This is a genomic window from Streptomyces sp. SDT5-1 (assembly GCF_052245995.1).
In the GTDB taxonomy this organism is placed as follows: domain Bacteria; phylum Actinomycetota; class Actinomycetes; order Streptomycetales; family Streptomycetaceae; genus Streptomyces.
This window is the reverse complement of record NZ_CM125963.1, coordinates 3,063,170-3,084,261: the sequence shown is the minus strand read 5'-3', so window position 1 is coordinate 3,084,261 and position 21,092 is coordinate 3,063,170. Positions and strand designations below refer to the sequence as shown.

Here is a 21,092-nt window from a genome sequence, read left to right as displayed (position 1 = left end):
TCTGCCGTACCGCCGGAGGCGCGCGTGCCGTCAGGTGTTACTGGTGCCCCAGTCGTCGGTCGCGGCGTCCTCGCCGGGGCCGCCGCGCTCGCGCAGCGTGCGCACCCGGTCGGCGACCGAGTCGGGCACCTTGCTCTCGACCTTCTCGCTCACCGAGTGGAAGGCCTTGCCCGCGACCGTCCGTGTCTGCTGCGCGGCGGTCTCCGCCGTATTGCGCACGGCGGGGTTCTGGGCGATCTCCCGGGCGGACTTCTTCAGCTTCTCGTAGCGCTCCCGCCCTGCCCTGGTGCCCAGTACGTAACCCAGGGCCAGACCGGCGATGAATGTGAGCCGATAGCGCATTGGTCGGCCACCTTTCCGTAGCGAGGCATTCGTGGTCGATGCGGTCGTCGTGGAACTTGTCGATCACCGAGGGGGGCCGATTGGCGGAGCACCCCCCTGCTTGCGCTAATGTATGTGTCGCAGCGAGCGCGCGCCGCCTGGCAAGTACCCAGGTGGGTTCGTTCGAAGCAACGAGGCATTCCCCTGTAGCTCAATTGGCAGAGCAGCCGGCTGTTAACCGGCAGGTTACTGGTTCGAGTCCAGTCGGGGGAGCTCGGTCTCCTGTAGCTCAATTGGCAGAGCAGCCGGCTGTTAACCGGCAGGTTACTGGTTCGAGTCCAGTCGGGAGAGCTGTGAACAAGCCCTCCGGAGTCCACTCCGGGGGGCTTTTTCGTGCCTGGTGGAACCGTCCGCGCGCGGGCGGAGTCCTCAAGGTCGTGCAGAGCCGGACCATCCGAGGCAGGAGATCGTATGAGCGGCTATGCTGCGGCAGACGGCGCGCACACTTGTACGCGCCACGCCGAAACGGGGCGGTAGCTCAGCCGGTTAGAGCAGCGGACTCATAATCCGTCGGCCGTGGGTTCGAGTCCCACCCGCCCCACCGCGCGTACGCGACGCAGAAACGATGCGAGCAGCCCGTACGTACATCGATGGCCCGCCACGGAGACCGTGACGGGCCATCTGTCGTACAGGGGCGTACAGGGGTCGTTCAAGGGGGACGGGGACGGTCAGTCCGCCAGCGGGTTCAGCGTCAAGGGCTGGATCCTGCCCTCGAGCATCTCGCCGAGGCCGCGCACCGCGCACACGTCGGGGCGCTCCGCGATGTGCACGGGGACGCCCGTCGCGTTCCGCAGCATCTGGTCGAGGCCGGGCAGCAGCGCCGAGCCGCCGACCATCATGATGCCGCGCTCGGCGAGGTCGGCGACCAGGTCCGGCGGGCAGTCCCGCAGCACCCGGCCGATGCCGTCGAGCACGGCCGTCAGCGGCGTGTGGATCGCGCTGCGCACGGCGGCGGTGTCGACGTGCACCGAGCGGGCCAGGCCCGTCGCCACGTCGCGGCCGTGGATCTCGGTCTGCTCGGGGCCCTGCGGGGTGAGGCCGTTGCCGCTCAGGGCGAGCTGGAGCGGGCGCACCGACTGGGAGGGCAGCATCAGGGCGTGGTGCTGGCGCAGGTGCTGGACCACCGCGTGGTCGATGGCGTCGCCGCCGACCGGGATGCGGGCCGCCGTCACGATCGAGCCGAGCGAGAGGACCGCGATCTGGGTGGTGGCCGCGCCGCAGACGATGATCATCGTGGCCTCGGGCTGCTCCACCGGGAGGCCGCAGCCCACCGCGGCCGCGATCAGGGTGTCGACCAGCTCCACGCGGCGGGCGCCGAGGCCGACCAGGGTCTCCACGGCCGCGCGCTGGGCCAGCGGGTCCGCGTCGTGCGGCACGGCGGCGGCCGCGCGAAGCCGCGGCTTGCGGCGCAGGGTGCGGCGGAGCTTGTCGCCGAGCAGGTGACGGAGCATCCGCTGGGCCATCTCGATGTCGACGACGGTGCCGCCGGAGACGGGGCGCACGACGCGGATGTAGCCGGGGGTGCGGCCCGTCATCTTCTCGGCGAAGTCACCGACCGCGATGAGGGCGCCGGTGCGGGTGTTGACCGCCGCGGCGCTGGGTTCGTCGACGACGAGGCCTTCGCCCTTCACGTACACACGGGTGCGTGCGGCACCCAGGTCGACGGCGAAGTGGCAGCGGCGCAACTGCTCCAGACTGGCGGTCATGGCAGATCCTCCCGAGAGCGCGGACCGTGGTGGGCTCGCCGGACGGCGACCCTTCTGGCATCCTGCGGTCGCGCGCGGGAGGGCGCTCGCTGGAGTAGGCCGGGCGGGTTCGGCCGCACCAGGCGCACACGCGAAGGCGCCGCCTCCCGTGGGACGGGGAGGCGGCGCCGCGTCGGAGTCCGACGGGGTTACACCAGCCAGCCGAGGAAGTGGGCGAGGCCGGCGACGATGTCGGTGATGACGTTCATGTGACGCGTTCTCCTAGCGATGATGCAAAGTGCACAGGTGATGCAAAGTGCATGTGGGACTTGGGACTTGAGATGTGCATCGCGATGCGGTCGCTACGGTCTGCAGCCCGTTGCTTGCGCACCGTAAGCATCGTTGGTCACACGGTTCCGATGCAAACTTCTGGGCGACGATCACCTGTTCAAGGGAACAACTGCGCCCCTGTTCGTTTTCGGCGTTCTAGGCCGGACCCGGCCGGGCCTACGCCTCGTACCAGCGCTGAAGCAGGCCCCATGTGAACTCCGCCCGCACCTCGCGCGGGGTTCCCGACGCGTCCGGGGCCCGGAACGCCAGGCCCCAGCGGGTCGGCGCCGAGCCTTCGAGGGGGCGGGCGGGGGCGAAGGCGCGGGCCGCCTCGTCGACCGTGCACGACCACGGCGTCAGGTCGTCGACCGTGCGCAGGACGGGACCCGGGGTGCCGGGCGCGCGGATCAGCCACTCGTTCCAGACGCCGCCCGTCGGCGCGAGCAGCACCTCGAAACGCAGGTCGGGCCAGAGCGGCACCGGCCACAGCAGCGCCTCGCACTCCAGGTCGCCGACCTTGCGCAGCAGCGTCCGCTCCGGGGCGCCGAGCACCGAGCAGTACCGGGACACGGCCGCCTGCGGGTGGCGGGAGTGCAGCTTCGCCTGCCACCGGCGGTTCGCCTCCCGCATGTCGGCGACGGAGACGCCGAGCTCGGCGCGGGCGGTCTCGACGAGCTCCGGATTGTGGTCGGCCATGCGGCGCAGCAGGACCAGTTGGAAGTCGAGCGGGGTGAAGGGCTCAGCGGATCGTCCTGGCATGCGCCCCATGGTGGCGTACGCCGCCGGGGGCCCGCCCGTCCGGCAGGAAGAGCACCGAGTTCACGTAGCGGGCGCGCCGGGCGGCCGGGGTGAGGGCGCGGCGCAGCAGGCCCTGCGAGGCGATGTGGGCGGTGCCGCGCTGATGGGCCGCCAGATCGTAGGCGGGCAGCGGCAGCCAGTCGGTCTCGGTGTCGGGCAGCACCCAGCCCTCGTAGCCGCGGGCGCGCAGGTGGTCGACGACAGGGGCGATCGGCTGGATGCGGGTCTCCAGCTCGATGAAGAGCGCAGGGCGGTCCTGGGCGAGGAGGGTGCGGGCGCCGCGCAGCACCCGCAGCTCCGCGCCGTCCACGTCGACCTTGATGAAGTCGACGCCGCGCAGCGCCAGTTCGTCGAGGGTCACGCACGGCACCTCGCGGCCGGTCGGCGCGTGCAGCCCCTCGCGGCGGACGAGCGAGGACACGCCGCGTTCGCCGCGGGCGTCGCGCGGGGGCTGCCACAGCGGCGCCGTGCCGCCCCGGTCGCTGGCGGCGGCGGGCACGACCTCGACGTTGGCGGGCGCCGAGGCGGCGAGCACGCGGGCCAGGTGCGGCACCGGCTCCAGGGTGATCACGCGGCGGGCGCGGGCCGCGAGGCGGTGGGTCCACGGTCCGTACCAGCCGCCGACGTCGACCGCCGTGCGGCAGCCGCCCGCGGCCGGGAGCATGTCGGCGAGCCGGGTCAGCTCGGGCTCGAAGCGCGGGTACAGGGCGCGGGCCGTCGCGGCGGTCAGCCGGGCCGGCAGGCAGGGCGCGACGCGGGCGGCGAGCGTGGTCACGGGAGCGCCCGTTTCGCCTGCTCGGCCCGGTGCAGGAGCTGTTCGTGCTCGCTCTCCTGGACCTGCTCGCCGGACGAGGGAAGGAGCTGCGGGATGCCGTCGACGATGGGGTAGCGGCGGTGCAGCCGCGGGTTGTAGAGGCAGCCGCCGTCCTCCGGTTCCGGCAGGAGCAGCAGGGGGCCCTTGTCGAGCGGGCAGGCGAGGATCTTCAGGAGCGGGTCGTCAGGGTTCATGCGGGAGCAACTCCCTTGGTTCGGTGGCGGGTTCCGGCGGGGCGTCGTGCTTGGGCATCAGCAGGAGCACCCCGACGGCGAGGGCGGTGCCCGCGACGCGCAGGGCCAGGCGCAGCGGGTCGTGGGGGAGCGACTCGCCGAACGCGAGCGTGCCGAGGACCGCCGTGAACAGGCAGGTCACCGTGGTGCACACCGGGACGATCAGCGAGGCGCGGCAGCGTTGCAGGGCCGCCTGCGACATGACGAGGCCGCAGGCGCCCGTGCACAGCAGCAGATACGGGTACGGGGAGGCGAACAGCGCCGCGACGTCGGGCAGCACCCCCGACACGCCCTTGATGGCGAGCGAGCTCACCCCGTACAGCAGGCCCACCGCGACCCCGTACTCGACGCCCGCCGTCGGCTGCCGGTGGCGGTGGCGCGCACGGCGTTCCGCGGAGGCGTACAGGGAGAGGCCCGCGGCCAGCGACGGCACGCACACGATCAGGATGAGCGGCGCGGGCGAGTCGCGGCCGACGGCGTCGGTGTCCTGCCGCAGCGAGAGCACCACCATGAGCAGCGCCGCCAGGATCGCCGCGATGGCGTACCGCTCGCGGCCCGATGTGCGCTCGCCGAGGAGCCGGGCCGACAGCAGCAGGAGCAGGACGAGCCCGGAGACGAAGATGCCCTGCGCGGCGGCGATGGGCAGCGTGCGGTAGACGGCGAGCTGGGCGCCGAAGCCGGAGGCCAGCGCGATCGATCCGGCGAGCCACAGCGGGCTCGTCACCACTTGGCGCAGCAGGTGCGCGGGGCGGCGCACGCTCACCTCGGGCAGCCGGGTGAGGGCCCGCTTCTCCAGGACGAAGCCGACGCTGTAGAGCGTGTTGGCGAGCAGTGCCGCGCCGACTCCCCATGCCACGGCGGGCATCGCCGGTCACGTCCTTCGCGCGTGCAGGAGGAGGATCGAGGCGAGCGACGGCGCCGCGCAGGCGAGCCGGTCCAGGGGCCGCAGCGGACGCGGCACCCCGTGGAACGGGGCCCCCGCCAGGCGTACGACCTCGAAGCCCGAAGCGGCGACGAACTCCCGCAGGGCGCGCGGCGTGTAGAGGCGCAGATGGCCCACGACCTCGCTGCCCGGCCTGCCGTGGATCGCACGCAGGCTCACCTCCGAGAAGACCGGCTGCACCCCGGCGAGCAGCAGGCCGCGGTTGTACCAGGCGGCCAGGTTCGGCGTGGACAGCATCAGATGGCCGCCGGGCCGCAGCACGCGGCGGATCTCGTCGAGCGCCGCGTCGGGGTCGACGAGATGCTCGATCACCTCGGAGAGCAGCACGGCGTCGGCGGACGCGTCGGCGAACGGCAGCCCGTGCCCGGTGAGTTCACCGCGTACGACGTGCGGGACGCGGCGGGCCGCGCGGCGCAGGGCGTCCTGCGACCAGTCGACGCCGATCAGCCGGGGTCCTTCGGCGCCCGGCAGGAGGCGGGCGGTGGTGGCCGCCGCGGTGCCGTCGCCGCAGCCGATGTCCAGGACGGTGGCCCGGCGGGTGCCGGTCAGCGCGGCGGCGAGGATGCGGGCCTGGCGGCGGGTGCGGGGGCTGCCGGAGGCGACCGGGACGGCCGGGTTCTCGTAGAAGTCCCGCAAGTCCCGCGGCAGGGCGTCGAGTTCGGGGTGGGTGGTCATGGTGCCTCCTCCTGCGTCGCGTGGAGGTGCTGCTCGAACAGGTCGCGCAGGCGGGCCCCGTCGCCGGGGCCGAGCAGGGTGCGCGACCAGCGCAGGGCCAGATGGAGCCGGCCCGCGGTGGACGCCGTCGTGAACGTGAGGCCGCGCGGCATGCGGGCCGGGGCGGAGAACCACACGGCGTGCGCGCGGCCCCCGTCGCCGAAGTCCAGCGGGTACGGGATCCGGCCGATGTTGCTGAGCAGGGTCGTCGACGTCCACGGGGCCGCCGCCGTGCGCAGGGCGCGGGTGGCGGCGGCGCGCCAGGCGACCGGGGCGTACGGGCTGGTCAGCAGGGCGGCGCCGTGGCCGAGCTGGGGGCGGGGCTGCGATTTGAGGGCGGTGGTGCGGGTGGCCGTCAGGCGCAGCAGCTCGCCGGTCGGCTTGTTCAACTCGTCCGGCGCGAGGGCCACTTCGACCAGGCGGGTGCCGTTGCCGATCGGCATCGTCGTGTCGCGCGGGCGGTCGTCCACCGGCATGGTGACGCGCAGCGGGCGGTGCGGGTGGTGGGCCCCGTGCTCCTCGTTCCAGTCGGCGATCGTCCGGGCCGTCGCCACCATCAGCTGGTCGTTGACGGTGTACGGGGCGCCCTTCGGGCGGTGCGGCACGGACAGCTCGGTGACCAGGAGGCCGTTGCCGGGGCGTGGGTCGGGGGTGCCGGGGGAGACGCGGGCCGGGCGGGACCAGGGGGACGGCGCGGTCTGGGGCGGGCGGGGGCTCGCGGGGGCGGGCGCGGTGGATGGTGGGGCGTTGTCGCGGCCCCCGTAGAGCCGCGCGGCCGTGGCGATGACGCGGAGGCAGGCGGGGCCGTCGAGGGCTGTGTGGTTGATGGTGGCGAACAGCACGGTGGTGCCCGTGCGGGGATCGTCGACGGCCTCCAGGCGGACGGGTGGGGAGGCGGTCAGGGGTGGGGCCGTGGCGAGGGAGCGGGTGCGGGCCTCGTGCAGGGCGTTCGGGGTGGGGGCGGGGAAGGAGACGGGTGGGACGTCAGGGGTTCCGGTCAGTTGCCACTCGTAGCGGGTGCTGTACCAGTGGCGGGGGGCCTCGCGCACGAGGATGCGGGGGTGGGTCTCCAGGGCACGGGTGAAGGCGTCCGTGAGGCGGGTGGGGTCGAGGTGGCCGGTGAGGTGGATCTCGATGTGGACGGTCTCCGGTTCCCGGTCCTGGAGGCAGTGGCGGGAGACCTCGTCGACGGTCGGGAACGGGATGCGGGTGGGCTGATCGCCGCGGGCGGGACGGTCGAGCGTCGTCATGCGGGGCTCCCCGGGGTGGTGGGGCGCTGCGGGGGTGGTGGGGCCTCGCCCTCGGTGGGTGTGGACTCGGGGCTCCGCTCCGGGCTCCGCGCCTCAGACGCCGGCGGGGCTGAATCGGTGCTCACCAGCGCCGCGAACACGGCGATCAGTGCCAGGAGTTGGGCCGCCGTGCTGTACGCGCCCGAGCCGTCCCTGATCGGTTCGCCCGCGTTCGTCGCCGCGACGATGCCCGCCGCCGCCATCGTCGTGAAGGCCAGCGGGACCAGGAGGGTGTGGCGTTTCCAGGAGAGGAGGGCGAGGGCCGGGACCAGGGCCGCCCAGGGGCCCGCGATCACGACGGCGATCGCGGTGAGGGCGACCGTGCCGAGGAGCCAGGAGGGGGCCGGCGGGGCGGCCGGTGGCTCCGGCGCCGGTTCCTTGCGGCGCCACAGGCACAGCGCGCCCAGGACGAGGAGCGCCGCGCCGGAGGCGAAGAGGCCCACCTCGTACGCGCGGGCGGGGGCGTAGGAGAGCTCGACCGTGCCGCTCGCGCCGCCGGGGACCAGCCACGCCTGCTGCCAGCCGTCGAGCCGCAGCGAGGTCAGCTTCTTGCCGTCGAGGGTGGCCTCCCAGCCGTCGTTGGCGTTCTCGTACATGGTCAGGTACGTCGCCTCGCCCGCGTCGACGTGCACCTCGCGGCGGTCGCCGAGCCAGTCGCGGACCGTCAGGCCGCGGTTGGTGGGCTGCGCGGCGGTCGTGGCCGTCGTGTCCGTGAGGGTGACGTCCGTGAGGGAGAGCGGGCCGGTGGCCGGGGTCTTCAGGGTGTGCGGTCCCGCGGGCAGGCTCAGTCCGTCGCCGCACAGCCTGACGGTGACCGGTCGGCGGTCCGTGAGGGCGCGCAGGGTGCCGGACACGGAGGTGCGGTGGCGGGTGCCGTCGATGGTGACGGTCGGGCCCTTGCCGCAAGGAAGACGGAACTTCCGCTCGGGCGTGGGCTGTTCGACGCGGTACATGTCGAGTCCGGGGATGTATGCCTCGGTGAGGCCCACCGGGAGTTGCAGGTCCTTGTCGGCGACCGGGTTGTGGAGCTTGAGCGGCGCCGTCTTCGTGATCGTGACGTCGAGGCGGTCCGTGGTGATGGGGTCGAAGCGGGCCCCGCCGTTGACGTCGACGCCGGCCACCGCCGCGCCGTCCGGGCTGCTGATCTCGATCTGCTCGGGCCGGGTGGAGAGGCCGCCCGCGCCGGGCAGCACGATGCTGGACACCGGCTGCTTGTCGGGCCAGCGCAGGTGGATCGTGGGGTCGTCGCCCGCGATCCACGCGGTCGTCAGGTCGCCGTCGGTGAGGTTGCGGGGCGTCGTGTTCAGGCCGAGCGCGGCCGTGGAGTCGGCGGTGGCCGTGATCTCGCGGCGCTGGTCGGGGGCGACGGCGTAGAGCAGCTTGTCGAGGGCGGGCCCCGGTGTCGCGACGGCCTTCGCCTCGAATCCGTACGTCGAGGAGCCGGTGGTCGTGAAGACGCGGTTCAGGGCGCGCTCGGTGTCGGTGAGCGTGAGGGCGCCGTCGCCGGTCGCGCGGTGGAAGGAGTACTGCTGGGCCTGCTCGGAGTCGGCGGGAAGGCGCAGGGCGCGGGTCGCCTTCACGCCGGGGATGTCGATGGAGGTGAATCCGGCGCCGGTGAAGGAGGGGCTGTCGCCCTGGGTGTCGAGGATTGTCACGCGCAGCCACTTCGCCTCTCCGGCGGGGGACTTGACGCGCTGCGGTGTGCCGGTCGGTTGGACGGCGGACGTCGTCGAGCCCTTGTCCGTCTCGATCCGTACGCGGGTGGGGGCGGCCCGCACGTGGTCCTGCGGCAGCGGTGTCACCCGGATCGTGGCGGGGATCCGGGTGGGCCGGGAGAAGTCGATGCGCACCCACTCGCCCTTCGACGAGTCGGCGGCGCCCTCCGTCCACGCGGTGTCGGGGTCCTTGTCGAAGGCGTTCACGGGGTCGAACTGGGGGAGGTGCAGCATCCAGTTGCCGCTGGAGGACGCGGTGACCGAGCGGGCGCCGAGGATGTCGGCCGTCGTCTGATGCGCGATGCCGTCGGAGGGGAGGATCTGCTTCGGTTCCTCGCCCGCGTTCTCCGAGGCGTCCGGGCTGTTGCGCTCCTTCGGCGTGTACGGGTACGAGGTATTGGTGTTGACCAGGCCGAAGCGGGTGTCGGCGCGGCGCAGCCCGTCGGCGGCGACGCGCAGCGCGGGCTCGCCGATGCCCGGGTGGTTGTCGCCGGTCAGGACGGCCGGGCGGTTGCGGAAGGCCGGGTCGGCGGAGAGCCGGAGCAGGGCCTCGGGGCCGCCGCCGACCTGCGCCGTGTTGCCGACCGGGAGGAGACCCGCCTGGCCGGGGCGGTGGGCGGCGGCCTTCGGCGCGTAGATCTCGACGGAGCGGCTGCGCGGGTACAGGCCCTCGACCTGGATCGGCGTCCTCTCCGCGATGCGGCCGCCCGTGACCATCGGGCCGAACCCGGTCACCCGGTGATACCCGGACTCGGTGAGGGTCCGCTTGACCGTGGCCGTGGGGACCGCGCCGAACTGGTCGGGGTCGAGGTCGTTGCGCACGACGACGTAGTACAGGCCCGCACGGCTCAAGTAGTCCGAGAGGCCCGGTACTTGGGTGCCGGTCATGAGTGCCTGCTCGACGGCGTCCATGGCGCGGCGGTTGCCGGGCGTGCCGAACGGGACGAAGTCGCGCTGCGCCCAGCGGGAGTCGGCGAGCACGTCGAGCGGCTGGTCGATGGGGGAGCCCCAGGTGTAGATGCCGTGGGCGGTCGCGGGCACGACGAGGGCGCGGGAGTCGGGCGAGTACTTCTTCAGCCACTTCGCGGTCGTGTCCCAGTAGGTGGGGAGCTGCTGGAACGAACCCGGTTGCAGGATCGAGCCGTTGAGGTACGGCCAGGCGAGGCCCGGCACGATCAGGACCGCCGCGATCAGCGCCGAATGCCGGCGGGCGCGCAGCGGGCGGGCGCCGCGCGGGTCGGCGGCCACGGCGACCAGGTGCGCGATCCCGAGCGCCAGGGCGAGCGCGAGGCCGGTCTGGAACTTGTAGACGTTGCGGAACGGGGCGAGGCCGCCGTCGAGCCAGGAGCGCACCGTGTCGTGGAACGGGGCGCCGAGCGCGCCGCCGTATCCGGCGAGGGTGACGAGCGCGGCCGTCATCACCGTGAGCAGCAGCCAGCGGCGCTCCGGGACGTCGCGGCGCGCCAGGCCCGCGAGGCCGAGCGCGGCGGCGAGCGCCGAACAGACGATGACGACCGCCGAGGTCGCGACGGACCAGCCCGCGGGCAGCCAGGCGTCGCCGAGGTGCAGATACGCCACCCAGTTCCCGGCGCCGCGCAGCGTCTCCGTCGCGGACATCGTCTCCGTCGTGGTCCGCGCACTCTCCACGTACGGCAGGAAGTTCTCGCCGTGGATGCCGAGCAGGACGAGCGGGATCGTCCACCAGGCCGTCGCGAGGATCACCGACGGGATCCACCACGCGATCTGGCGGCGCATGCGGGCGGACGGCGGCCGGGACAGCAGGTACAGGCCCACGGGCAGCAGCGACGCCAGCGTCGACGACGCGTTCACGCCGCCCATGAACGGGATCAGGAGCGCCGACCGCACCGCCGAGATCCGCGCCGACGTACGCGGGTTGGTGAGCGGGAGCAGCACCCACGGCAGGAAGGCGCCGGGCAGCGCCGCCGCCGACGTCGAGCCCACGACGATCGTGAACGTCGGCCACAGCGCGTACGCCACCGCGCCGAGCAGCCGGCTCGCCGGGGTGCCGATCCGCAGCCGCTCGGCGAGCCGCAGCGCGCCCCAGAACGCGACCGTCACGACGATCGACATCCACAGCCGCTCGGCCAGCCACACCGGGAGGTGCAGCAGGTCGGTGACGGCGTAGTACGGCAGCATCGGGAACGCGTAGCCGATGTACTGGTCGGCGATCCCGCCGAAGCCGGCTCTGTCGTGCCACAGCTCCCCGAGGTCGCCGAGGAACTTCCAGGGGTCCTGCGAGACGCCGAGCTTCGTCTCGAACGTGGCGCGCCCCGGTTGCACCGCGCAGAACGCGACGAACAGCACGGCCCAGAACGACAGCAGCCAGCGGCGCGAACGCGGTCCCGGCTCGGGTTCCGGGTGCGTCGCCGTGGCGGGTGGGGCCTGGACCATGGTCGTCATGGGGGACACCGCCTGAGGATGAGGAGGAGGTTCCAGGTGGCGAACTCGCGCACGCCGGGGACCCGCACGACGGCCTCCGTGAGGAACGGCCAGTAGCGGGAGCGCGCCGCGAGGACCGTCACGTCGTCGCGGGCGCGCACATGGCGCAGGGTGGGGCCGATGTGGTGGGCGAACAGGTTCTCGCCCAGGGTGTGCTTGGGCGCGCGGCCGGTGCGCCGCAGGTAGCGGGCCCGGGCGCGGCCGGCGCCCAGGTAGTGCCAGGGCGCCCACTCGTGACCGCCCCACGGGGACAGCCAGTTGGTGAACGCGACGTAGATCAGGCCGCCCGGCCGCGTGACCCGGACCAGCTCGCTCACGAATGTGTCGCGGTCCGCGACGTGCTCCAGGACGTTCGAGGAGAACGTGACGTCCGCCGACGCGTCCGGCAGCGGCAGCAGATAGCCGTCCGCGAGCACGGCGGTCGGCGGCGGGTCGGGGCCCAGCTCCCCGGTGTCCGGCTCGAAGAGCAGCGCCCGCGCGCCGCGCGCCCGGAACTCGCGGGTGAAGTGGCCGCTGCCGCCGCCCACGTCCACGACGAGCTTCCCCGCCACCTTCCCGTACGCCTCCACCTGGTCGACGGCGTCCCTGGCGAGCAGCGCGTAGCAGTGCTCGGGGTCGCTCTGCTCATGCAGGAACGCCCGGAAGAGGGCGAGGGACCGGGCGGGCGACGGATCCCGGAAGCGGGTGGTGCGCCGCTGCCCGGCGGCCCCGGTGGCGGTCACGGCGCGCCGTCCCGGGCAGCCTCGGCCGCCACGGCGGAGAACTGGCGGACCGTGTGGGCCCAGCGGTAGGACGACGCGCGCTCCCGGGCCGCCTTGCCCATCAGTTCGCGGCGGTCGCCGGACAGCGCGAGCGTGCACCAGGCCGCCGCGAACGCCGATTCGCCGGACGCGAGGAGCCCGGTGACGCCGTCCTCGACGGAGTCGCGCACGCCCGGCACGTCGAAGCCGACCGCGGGCGTGCCGCGGGCCGCAGCCTCGGTGATCACCAGGCCCCAGCCCTCGACGGCCGAGGGATGCAGGAGCAGCCAGGCCTCGCAGAGCAGCCGGTGCTTCTCGGACTCGGAGACGTGGCCGGTGAACTCGACGCCCTCGCCCGCGAGCCGGCGCAGGGCCGGGCCCTCGGGGCCCTCGCCGACGATCACGAGCCGGCCGCCCGTCACCGGACGGACCCGTTCCCACAGGCGCAGGAGCAGGTCGATCCGCTTGTACTCGACGAGCCTGCCCATCGCCAGGAACAGCGGGTCGGGGGAGCGGTCGGGGCAGGGGCCCGGCTCCTCAACCCCGTTCGGGACGAGGCGGATCCGGTCCCGGTCCACGCCGATCTCGCTCAGCGCGTGCGCCGTCGACGGCGAGACGGCCACGAGCAGATTGCGGCGCTGGGCGCCCGAGAGCGCCCACTGTTCGAGTCTTCGGCCGAGCAGCGCCGCGGGCGCGAGCGGTCCGCGCAGGCGCATCCGCCACAGGTCCGTGTGGACGTGGTTGACCAGGCAGAGCGTGGGGCCGCGGTGCCAGAGCGGGGCCAGGTACGGCATACCGTTGCAGACCTCGACCAGCAGGTCGCAGTCGCCGACCTGGCGGGCGAAGGCGGAGCGGGCCCGCAGGTAGTGGGCGCGTTCGCCGCCCGCCGAGACGACGCGGTAGTCCCGGAAGGCCGCGGGTCCGCCGCACAGCAGCGTCACCTGGTGGCCCTTGCGGGTCAGCCCGTCGGCGAGCCGGTCGACCAGCAGCTCGGAGCCGCCGGCCGCCGGGTTGCCGAGGTCGCGGTGGGCGAGGAACACGATGCGGCGGGGGTGTGGGGGGTCGTGCCGGGGGTGCCGCGCGCCGGAGGGCGGCGCGGCACGCAGCGGCAGGGGCACGTGCTGGGGCATGGGTGCTCCAACTCGTCGGGCGTACGCCGACGTTCAGGCGTACCTGGGTGTACTGGGAGGTACGGTGCCGAGGCTGTGCGGGGCCTGTGCACGGGGTGGGGAGGGACAGTTTTCGCCCCGCTGTTCGATGCGGCTACTCACCCGCGTGACAAGTTTCGGGCCGTCATGGACTGACGTACCGTCACATCGTGGACGTTTCCAGGGTCGTCGGGGACGTATCGGGATCCGGACGCTGTGACCCTTCCGGCTCAGACCTTCCACCCCTGCCCCGGACGACGAGCACGATCCCCGCCGCCACGAGCAGCACACCCAGACCACCCGTCACCAGTGGCAGCGTGGTGCCGAGCAGGGTGAGCCGGTCGTTGTCGTCGCGGGCGAGCGCCACCTGGGCGCGCTGCGTGGCCGGGGTGAACGCGATCCTCCGGCTGTCCAGGAGCACCGCCGCGTCCTTGCGCTCGCCGGGCGCGCGCAGCGTCTTGCGCGGCCCGATGGCGGCGTGCAGGACCCGGCCCGTGACCTGGTCGACGACCAGCTCGACGCGGTGGTTCGCGTACCACTCCTCGGCGAGCACCTGACTCTTGTCGGGCTGCCCGACGATCCGGCCGGGCACGAGCCGGGAGCCGGTGCGCGCGGGGGCGACGGTGCCGGTGAACCGGTAGCCCTCGTAGCCCTGCACCTTGGTGACGCCGTCGAAGCGGAGCGGGACGGTCGCGCCGAGCGTGTTGTCCCACCAGGTGTAGGTGCGCTTCTGGACGTGGAACGGGAACTTCAGGTACGCCTCGCCGCTGAAGGCGGGCTGCTCGCCGCAGCAGTGCACGGGAGCGTTCGTCCTGCGGTCGACGACCCAGCGTTCGAGCGTCCACTGGAGCGCGTCGTGCGGGTCGGACGCCGGCAGGGTCTTCGCGGTGTCGACGGACGTCGCGACGTCCCACACCGCGTTGCCGCTGCGTTCGCTCTCGGCCACGTCCCCGCGGGCCTGCCGGGTGATGACGATCTTGCGGTCGCGCACGGTCCTGATCTTCGCGGTGTCGAAGTAGCTGCCGGTTCCGGTGAACACGGTCGTCACGTCGACGTCGATGCTGGTGCGCTCGGCACGCGGCTCCACGTACCAGGCGAGCATCCCCGCCAGTACGAGCAGAAAAGTGCCGAGACCTGTGATGACCAGCGAGAAAGGTGAGGCGGTACGGCGCATCCGGCACTCCTGGGAGGAAGGGCACCCGCGGTCGGTTCGCGGTCGGCCGGTTATGAGCCGGGAACCGTAGAGGGGCTCTTGACGAAGTGTCAATGTCCTGCGGAGACTGGCTGCTTGGGACGCGCACGCCGAGCGCGTCGCATCGCACGGGTGGGGAACGACCTCGCGACGACCGACGAGAGGCTGACCCTGCGATGAACCGACTGCTCGCCGCCGCGCTGTCCGCGGCCACGGGAGCCGCGCTCGCCCTCGCGGCCGCCTTCGGCGTGCTCGCGCTGATCAACGCGACGCCGGACCAGCCCAACACGCCCCTGGTGACCTACGAGACGCCCGGCCAAGGGCGCTGAGGAACCGTGCCGACCTCCGCCCGCTCCGCGTGGTGCGACGTGCCGCGGCTCCAGGCCAAGCAGTTCGTGGCGCTCGCCCTCGAAGAGGCGCCCCGGCTCGCCCGGGACATCCTCGACGAGATCCACCGCGAATTCCCCCAGCTCCCCGTCGTGCTCGACGAGACCGGCGAGGCCGTGGCCCTCGTCGGCATCCGGCGCGCCGTCGAGGACTTCGTGCGCGGATTCGCCGACGGCGCCGCGGACGGCGTCCCCGAGGGCCAGGCGCCCGCCCTCTTCCAGGAGTTCGGCCGCGGCCAGTCCCTGCACGGCCGCAGCCTCGACTCGCTCCAGGCGATGTACCGGCTCGGCGTGAAGATGGCCTGGCGCCGCCTCGCCGACATCGGCCAGCGCCTGCGCATCCCGCCCCCTGCCATGTACGAGCTCGCGGAGGCCGGTTACGAGTACCTCGACGGCCTCGTCGACCAGTCGGTCCGCGGCTACGCGGAGGCCGCCGCGCGGCAGGCGGGGGAGCGGCTCCGGCAGCAGCGCAAGCTGATGGACCTGCTGCTCGAGGGCCGGCAGTCCGCGCCCCGCGACCCCGTGCAGGCGCTCACCGAACGGGCGGCCCGCGTCGGCTGGCAGGTGCCCGAGCACGTCGCCGTCGGCGTGCTGCTGCGCCCCGCGCGGGACGCCGTCGCCCCCGCCGTCGGGCCCGACGTGCTCCTCGACATGGAGCCCGAGCGGCCCCGCCTCGTGCTGTCCGAGCCCGACGCGGCGGGCCGCGCCGATCTGCTGCGCCGCGCCCTGACCGGCTGGTCGGGGGCGATCGGGCCGCCCGTCGCGCCCGCCGACGCGGCGAAGTCGCTGCGCTGGGCGGAGGCCGCGGTCACCCTCATGGAGCGCGGACTGCTCCCCGACGCGGAGGTGGTGCACTGCACCCAGCACACCCAGGCCCTCGTGCTGCTCCAGCCCGAGGAGCTGGTCGACGATCTGGCGCGGCGCGCCCTCGAACCGCTCACCCGCTGCGGGCCCACGCACGCCAGACGGCTCGCCGAGACGCTGCTCGCCTGGCTGGAGACCCGCGGCGGCGCACCCGAGGTCGCGGCCCGGCTCGGCGTCCACCCGCAGACCGTCCGCTACCGGCTGCGGCAGATCCGCGAGCTGTGGGGCGACGAGGTGGACGATCCGGACCGCCGCTTCGAACTGGAACTGGTGCTGCGCGCCCGGCGTCTTCGGGGAGAACTCGGGCCTGTGTGAACCGTGTACAGGCCATACGTAGACCCATTGCCCGGTCAATGCCCCTGTGCTTAGCCTATGTTCGCGATACCGACCGTCTGTTGAAATATCGAACATAGGGAGGGGTCGGTTGTGGGACGTCTCGTACCAGCCGTGACCCGCGCTCTGGACATATTGGAGCTGTTCCTGGACGGGGACGGCACCCTGTCCGCGCCCGACATCGTGCGCAAGCTACAGCTTCCGCGGACCACGGTCCATGAGCTGGTCACCACGCTCGCCGCCCGCCAGTACATCGTGCAGGTCCCCGGCCAGCCGGGCCGCTACCGCCTCGGCGTCCGGCCCTACCAGCTCGGCAGCCGGTACGCCGAGCAGCTCGACCTCGCCGCCGAGGGGCAGCACGTGGCCCGCGACGTCGCGGAGACCTGCGACGAGACCGTCCACGTGGCGATCCTCGAGGGCACCGACGTCATCTACATCGCCAAGGTCGACTCCACGCACGCCGTGCGCATGGTCTCCGCGGCCGGCCGCCGGCTGCCCGCGCACTGCACGTCCGTCGGCAAGATGCTGCTCGCGTCGCTGCCTGAGGCCGAGCTGACCGCGCGGATCCCGGACGACGCGGACCTCGTCGCCATGACGGAGAACTCGATCACCGACCCGGCGGCCCTCCGTACCCACCTGGACGAGGTGCGCGAGCGCGGCATCGCCGTGGAGAGCCGCGAGTCGAACACCGACGTGTCGTGTGTCGCCGCGCCCGTGCGCGACCGCACCAACCGGGTCGTCGCCGCGCTCTCCATCTCCGTACCGATGATCCGCTGGAGCGACGCGCGCGAGGAGGAGCTGGCGCAGCTCGCCGCGAAGGGCGCCGCCGACCTCTCCGAGCGCCTCGGCCACCGGGGGGCGGCGTGAGCGTGATCGACGTCGCCGTACGGGAGAGCGCCGAGCTGGGCGAGGGGCCGACCTGGGACCCGGCCGCGGGCCGGCTGATCTGGGTGGACATCCTCGGCTGCCGCGTGCACACCTACGAGCCCGGCAGCGGTCGCCGCACCGTCATGACCACGGAGCAGCACGTGGGCGCCGCGAAACCGCGCGCCGGAGGCGGCCTCGTCGTCAACCTCCGCGACGGCGTGGCCTGTTACGGCCCCGACGGCGCCTTCGCGTGGCTGCACCGCGAGCCCGTCCCCGGCCGGCGCGGCAACGACGCGGCGGTGGCCCCCGACGGCGCGCTCTGGGCGGGCTCCATGCCGTACGACGAGACGCCCGGCGGCGGCAATCTGATCCGCGTCGCGCCCGACGGGACGGTGGCCGAGGTCCTGGACGACGTGACGATCTCGAACGGCACCGGATGGAGCCCGGACGGGACGCGCATGTACTACGTCGACACCCCGACGGGCCGCGTCGACGTCTTCGACGTGGACGGTGAACGGGTCGGCAACAGGCGGGAGTTGGCGCGGATCGAGGACGGCGCGGGCTCGCCCGACGGCCTCACCGTCGACGCCGACGGCTGCGTGTGGGTGGCCCTGTGGGACGGCGCCGCCGTCCGCCGCTACACGCCCGAGGGGAAGCTCGACCGGGTCCTTCCGCTGCCGGTGAGTCGGCCGACCGCCTGCGCCTTCGGCGGCCCGGATCTCAGGGACCTGTACGTGTCGACGGCGCGGGTCGGGCTCGATGCCCCGGAGCCGCTCGCCGGATCGCTCCTGGTGGTGCCGGGGGTCGGGCAGGGGGTGGCTCAACCGGCCTTCGGGGGCTGAGAGTTCGCAGGCAGGACCGGTTGTCCCCGCGTGGGGCGTACGGCGTTCGCGTCGTACGCCCCACGCTTTTTTGTGCGTGACCCATTGACGCGCAAGCGCTTCAACTTTACGGTCCCGTTCGAAGTTACGAGCGCCATTCGAAATTTCGGACAAGGGAGGGGCCGGTTGTGGGACGACCTGGCCTGAACCGCAGACAAGTCCTCGCCGGTATCGGCGGGTTGACGGTCGCGGGAAGCTTGGGATTCGCGGCCGTGGGAACGGGCGCCGACGCGCTCGCCTCGGGGGCGGACACCCGCGTGCGCTACTGGAACCTCTTCAGCGGCGGCGACGGGTACAACATGATCGCGATGCTGGACGCCTTCCGTAAGGAGCATCCGGACATCGACGTGAAGGACTCCACGCTCCAGTGGGGCAATCCGTACTACACGAAGCTCGCCATGGCCGCCTCCGGCAACCGGGCCCCCGACCTCGCCGTGATGCACCTCGGCCGCGTCACCGGCTTCTCGCCCGGCCGCCTCCTCGACCCCTGGGACATCGGCCTCCTTGCCAAGTACGGCGTCAAGGAGGCCGACTTCAACCCCGAGCTGTGGAAGCGCGCGGTCGTCGACGGCAAGCTCTACGCCCTGCCGCTCGACATCCACGTACAGCTCTGCTTCTACCGGCACGACGTGCTGAAGAAGGCCGGCCTGCTCGACGCCGACGGCCGGATGGTGCCGGTGACGTCGACGGACGAGTGGTTCGACGTCCTCAAGACGGCCAAGAAGGCGCAGAAGAAGGGCCTCCAGACCCTCGGCCTGCACGTCAACGACCTCAACATCCAGTGGTGGATGTTCGTCGCCTTCTACACCCAGCTCGGCGGCACCTGGTTCGACGCGGCCGACACCGAGGTCACCTTCGACACCGACAAGGCCGCGCAGGTCCTCGAGTTCCTGCGCAGGCACGTCACCGACGGCTACTCCATATCGGGCGCGGCCGACGCCGAACAGTTCATCAACGGCGCCCCGTTCACCTGGGAGGGCAACTGGTCGGTGCCCGTCTTCGACGGCGCGAAACTGAAGTACGGGGCGACCCCGCTGCCGCCCGTCTTCGGCAAGCAGGCCACCCACGCCGAATCGCACTCCTTCGTCCTGCCCCACCAGGCCGAGCGCACCGGCGCAGCCAACGAGGCCGCGCACCGGCTCGCCGCGTACGTCGTCAAGCACGCCCGGAAGTGGGCGCTCGGCGGCCACATCCCCGCCTACACGCCGACCCTGAAATCGGCCGCGTACCAGCGGATGACACCGCAGAACGAGTACGTGTCCGCCATGAGCCACCAGGCCACCGAGCCCAAGGTGTGGTTCGCGGGATCCACCGGGCTGCTCGCCCAGCGCACCGGCCCGATCGTGATGTCCTCGACAGCCGGATCCAGCAGACCCGACGCCGCGGCCCGCCGCATCAAGGGCGCGCTCGCCACGCTCCTCGCATCCAAGAATCCGATGGACGGCAGGACTGCCGCGCAAGGGGGTGCGGTCGCATGACGACGACCAGTGCCGAGACCGTCATCGCCGCGGCGCCCGCGCGAGCCGTCGCCGGCACCACCACGGTCCGCCGCAAGCAGGGCTTCCAGCACGGGGGCTGGTTCGTCGCCCCGTTCCTCCTCCTGTTCACGCTGTTCGTGATCTGGCCGCTCGTGCGCGGCCTGTACCTCTCCTTCACCGACGCCAACATCTCCGGTGAGGGCGCGAGCTTCATCGGCCTCGACAACTACCGCGAGGCCCTGCAGGACTCGATGATGTGGGACTCGCTCGGCCACAGCGCGTACTTCACGCTGCTCGTCGTGCCCTGCATCACCGTCATGGCCTTCCTCCTCGCGATGCTCGCGCACCACATCGAGCGCGGGAAGTGGCTGTGGCGGCTCTGCTTCTTCCTGCCGTTCCTGCTGCCGTCGACGGTCGCAGCCAACCTGTGGCAGTGGCTGTTCAACCCCGGTACGGGCATGGTCAATCACGTCTTCGGCATCGACACGCCCTGGCTGTCCGACAAGTCCTACGCGCTGCTCGCCGTCGTCATCTGCACGCTCTGGTGGACGACCGGCTTCAGCTTCCTGCTGTACCTCGCCGCCCTCCAGGGCATTCCCGCACACCTCTACGAAGCCGCCAAGCTCGACGGCGCCAACGCCTGGCACCGGATGGTCCACATCACGCTGCCGATGCTCCGCAACATCACCGGGCTCGTCGTCGCCCTGCAGATCCTCGCCTCGCTCCAGGTCTTCGACCAGGCGGTCGTGATGATGGACTTCGGCCCCGGCCCCGAGGACAGCACCCGCACCTTCGTCCAGTTCACCCTCGAAGAAGGCTTCACCGCCTACCGCGTGGGCTACGCCTCCGCGATCTCCATCATCTTCTTCGTGATCATCGCGGCCGTCGCCCTCGCGCGGATGTGGCTGCTGCGCAACCGTGAGGAGGGCGCGCGATGAGCGGCGCCGTTGTACGGGTACGTGGGGCAGGGCGGCGCAGGCCGTGGACCCCGAGCCAGATCGTGCTCACGCTGCTCGGCGTGGCCGTATCGGCGGTCTTCCTCGCGCCGCTCGCCTGGGCGCTGCTCACCTCCCTCAAGTCGGAGACCGAGGCGGTCGAGGTGCCGCCGCACTGGTTCCCGAAGGAGTGGACGGGGCAGGCGTGGCACGCGCTGTGGGAGACCGGGAACATCACCAACTGGTTCGTGAACTCCGTGGTGGTGTCCGTGTGCGTCACGGCCGTCGTGCTGTTCGTCGCGGCGCTCGCCGGGTACGGGTTCGCGCGCACGGAGTTCAAGGGCAAGGCCGTCCTCATGGGCGTGGTGATGGCGGGGCTCATGATCTCGCCGGCCGTGCTCGGGGTTCCGCTGTTCACCACGGTGCAGCAGATGGGGATGGTCGACACGTACTGGGGCATGATCCTGCCGCAGTGCGCTCCGGCGGCCATGGTCTACATCCTCTACAAGTTCTTCCAGGGGATTCCGCGGGAGCTGGAGGAGGCGGCGTTCATCGACGGGGCGGGCCGCTGGCGCGTCTTCTTCACGGTCGTCCTCCCGCTGTCCAGGCCGTCCCTCGCCGCGGTCGGCATCTTCACCTTCATCAGCTCGTGGAACAACTTCCTCTGGCCGTACATGGTGACCAACAACCCCGACCTGATGACGATGCCGAACGGCATCGCGACGGTCATGAACTCCTACGGCATCCAGTGGGCGCAGCTGATGGCCGGCGGCCTGATGGCGGGCCTCCCGCTGATCGTGGTCTTCGTCTTCTCCCAACGCCAGATCGTGACCGGCGTCGCCCACACCGGCCTGGCCGGCCAGTAGAACCCGTACCCCGCACCCGTACCCGTACAGCCCGCCAAGG

At 72.5% G+C, this 21,092-nt stretch carries 19 protein-coding genes and 3 tRNA genes; 10 read left to right on the top strand and 12 right to left on the bottom strand.

Annotated elements, in window-relative coordinates; translation table 11 throughout:
- Positions 1–30: 30 nt before the first annotated feature.
- Positions 31–342, bottom strand: a complete 312-nt coding sequence (locus ACTWJ8_RS14465) for a YtxH domain-containing protein (protein ID WP_356377259.1) — start codon at positions 340–342, stop codon at positions 31–33.
- Between the two features lie 179 nt (positions 343–521).
- On the opposite strand from ACTWJ8_RS14465, the gene ACTWJ8_RS14460 reads away from it, so the two are divergent.
- The 3 genes from ACTWJ8_RS14460 (at position 522) to ACTWJ8_RS14450 (ending at position 922) form a co-directional block, all read left to right on the top strand.
- Positions 522–594 (top strand) — tRNA-Asn (locus tag ACTWJ8_RS14460).
- 5 nt (positions 595–599) lie between these two features.
- A tRNA-Asn gene (locus ACTWJ8_RS14455) sits at positions 600–672 on the top strand.
- A gap of 176 nt (positions 673–848) precedes the next feature.
- A tRNA-Ile gene (locus tag ACTWJ8_RS14450) sits at positions 849–922 on the top strand.
- 127 nt (positions 923–1,049) lie between these two features.
- Here ACTWJ8_RS14450 and ACTWJ8_RS14445 read toward each other — a convergent pair.
- The 11 genes from ACTWJ8_RS14445 to ACTWJ8_RS14395 all read right to left on the bottom strand — a co-directional run bounded on the left by ACTWJ8_RS14445 (position 1,050) and on the right by ACTWJ8_RS14395 (position 14,424).
- Positions 1,050–2,087 (bottom strand): rod shape-determining protein, encoded by a 1,038-nt coding sequence (locus ACTWJ8_RS14445; RefSeq protein WP_356377262.1) that lies wholly within the window; start codon positions 2,085–2,087, stop codon positions 1,050–1,052.
- Between the two features lie 486 nt (positions 2,088–2,573).
- Positions 2,574–3,164: a hypothetical protein gene (locus ACTWJ8_RS14440; protein WP_443264036.1), complete on the bottom strand. Its 591-nt coding sequence runs from the start codon at positions 3,162–3,164 to the stop codon at positions 2,574–2,576.
- The gene (locus ACTWJ8_RS14435; protein ID WP_356377268.1) at positions 3,136–3,969 is read right to left on the bottom strand and encodes an FkbM family methyltransferase; all 834 of its coding nucleotides are present in this window, start codon (positions 3,967–3,969) and stop codon (positions 3,136–3,138) included. Before ACTWJ8_RS14435 ends, ACTWJ8_RS14440 begins: the two co-directional genes overlap by 29 nt.
- Positions 3,966–4,202, bottom strand: coding sequence for a Trm112 family protein (locus ACTWJ8_RS14430; protein WP_356377271.1), 237 nt, complete (start codon positions 4,200–4,202; stop codon positions 3,966–3,968). The genes ACTWJ8_RS14435 and ACTWJ8_RS14430 overlap by 4 nt, the downstream gene beginning before the upstream one ends.
- The gene (locus ACTWJ8_RS14425) at positions 4,192–5,106 is read right to left on the bottom strand and encodes a hypothetical protein (protein ID WP_356377273.1); all 915 of its coding nucleotides are present in this window, start codon (positions 5,104–5,106) and stop codon (positions 4,192–4,194) included. The genes ACTWJ8_RS14430 and ACTWJ8_RS14425 overlap by 11 nt, the downstream gene beginning before the upstream one ends.
- 6 nt (positions 5,107–5,112) lie before the next feature.
- Positions 5,113–5,859 carry a class I SAM-dependent methyltransferase gene (locus tag ACTWJ8_RS14420; RefSeq protein ID WP_443264035.1) on the bottom strand — a complete coding sequence of 249 codons (747 nt, stop codon included), beginning with the start codon at positions 5,857–5,859 and terminating at the stop codon, positions 5,113–5,115.
- The gene (locus ACTWJ8_RS14415) at positions 5,856–7,148 is read right to left on the bottom strand and encodes a condensation protein (protein ID WP_443264034.1); all 1,293 of its coding nucleotides are present in this window, start codon (positions 7,146–7,148) and stop codon (positions 5,856–5,858) included. Before ACTWJ8_RS14415 ends, ACTWJ8_RS14420 begins: the two co-directional genes overlap by 4 nt.
- A complete protein-coding gene (locus tag ACTWJ8_RS14410) occupies positions 7,145–11,323 on the bottom strand; it encodes an alpha-(1->3)-arabinofuranosyltransferase domain-containing protein (protein ID WP_443264033.1) in 4,179 nt (1,392 codons plus the stop codon). The genes ACTWJ8_RS14415 and ACTWJ8_RS14410 overlap by 4 nt, the downstream gene beginning before the upstream one ends.
- The gene (locus ACTWJ8_RS14405) at positions 11,320–12,084 is read right to left on the bottom strand and encodes a class I SAM-dependent methyltransferase (RefSeq protein ID WP_443264032.1); all 765 of its coding nucleotides are present in this window, start codon (positions 12,082–12,084) and stop codon (positions 11,320–11,322) included. The genes ACTWJ8_RS14410 and ACTWJ8_RS14405 overlap by 4 nt, the downstream gene beginning before the upstream one ends.
- Positions 12,081–13,232, bottom strand: coding sequence for a glycosyltransferase family 4 protein (locus ACTWJ8_RS14400; protein ID WP_356377288.1), 1,152 nt, complete (start codon positions 13,230–13,232; stop codon positions 12,081–12,083). The genes ACTWJ8_RS14405 and ACTWJ8_RS14400 overlap by 4 nt, the downstream gene beginning before the upstream one ends.
- Before the next feature lie 181 nt (positions 13,233–13,413).
- Complete coding sequence (locus tag ACTWJ8_RS14395; RefSeq protein WP_443264031.1) at positions 13,414–14,424, bottom strand: DUF3068 domain-containing protein; 1,011 nt, start codon at positions 14,422–14,424, stop codon at positions 13,414–13,416.
- Positions 14,425–14,618: 194 nt separating this feature from the next.
- On the opposite strand from ACTWJ8_RS14395, the gene ACTWJ8_RS14390 reads away from it, so the two are divergent.
- The 7 genes from ACTWJ8_RS14390 to ACTWJ8_RS14360 all read left to right on the top strand — a co-directional run bounded on the left by ACTWJ8_RS14390 (position 14,619) and on the right by ACTWJ8_RS14360 (position 21,052).
- Complete coding sequence (locus tag ACTWJ8_RS14390; RefSeq protein WP_356377293.1) at positions 14,619–14,771, top strand: hypothetical protein; 153 nt, start codon at positions 14,619–14,621, stop codon at positions 14,769–14,771.
- A gap of 6 nt (positions 14,772–14,777) precedes the next feature.
- Positions 14,778–16,007, top strand: a complete 1,230-nt coding sequence (locus tag ACTWJ8_RS14385) for a helix-turn-helix domain-containing protein (RefSeq protein WP_443264030.1) — start codon at positions 14,778–14,780, stop codon at positions 16,005–16,007.
- A gap of 111 nt (positions 16,008–16,118) precedes the next feature.
- Entirely contained in the window at positions 16,119–16,892 is a 774-nt protein-coding gene (locus tag ACTWJ8_RS14380) for an IclR family transcriptional regulator (RefSeq protein ID WP_356377299.1), read from the top strand.
- Entirely contained in the window at positions 16,889–17,734 is an 846-nt protein-coding gene (locus ACTWJ8_RS14375; RefSeq protein WP_356377302.1) for an SMP-30/gluconolactonase/LRE family protein, read from the top strand. The genes ACTWJ8_RS14380 and ACTWJ8_RS14375 overlap by 4 nt, the downstream gene beginning before the upstream one ends.
- A 167-nt stretch (positions 17,735–17,901) precedes the next feature.
- Positions 17,902–19,251, top strand: a complete 1,350-nt coding sequence (locus ACTWJ8_RS14370; RefSeq protein ID WP_443264029.1) for an extracellular solute-binding protein — start codon at positions 17,902–17,904, stop codon at positions 19,249–19,251.
- Positions 19,248–20,189: a carbohydrate ABC transporter permease gene (locus ACTWJ8_RS14365; protein ID WP_443264028.1), complete on the top strand. Its 942-nt coding sequence runs from the start codon at positions 19,248–19,250 to the stop codon at positions 20,187–20,189. The genes ACTWJ8_RS14370 and ACTWJ8_RS14365 overlap by 4 nt, the downstream gene beginning before the upstream one ends.
- The gene (locus ACTWJ8_RS14360) at positions 20,186–21,052 is read left to right on the top strand and encodes a carbohydrate ABC transporter permease (protein ID WP_443264027.1); all 867 of its coding nucleotides are present in this window, start codon (positions 20,186–20,188) and stop codon (positions 21,050–21,052) included. Before ACTWJ8_RS14365 ends, ACTWJ8_RS14360 begins: the two co-directional genes overlap by 4 nt.
- The last annotated feature ends 40 nt before the right edge of the window (positions 21,053–21,092 follow it).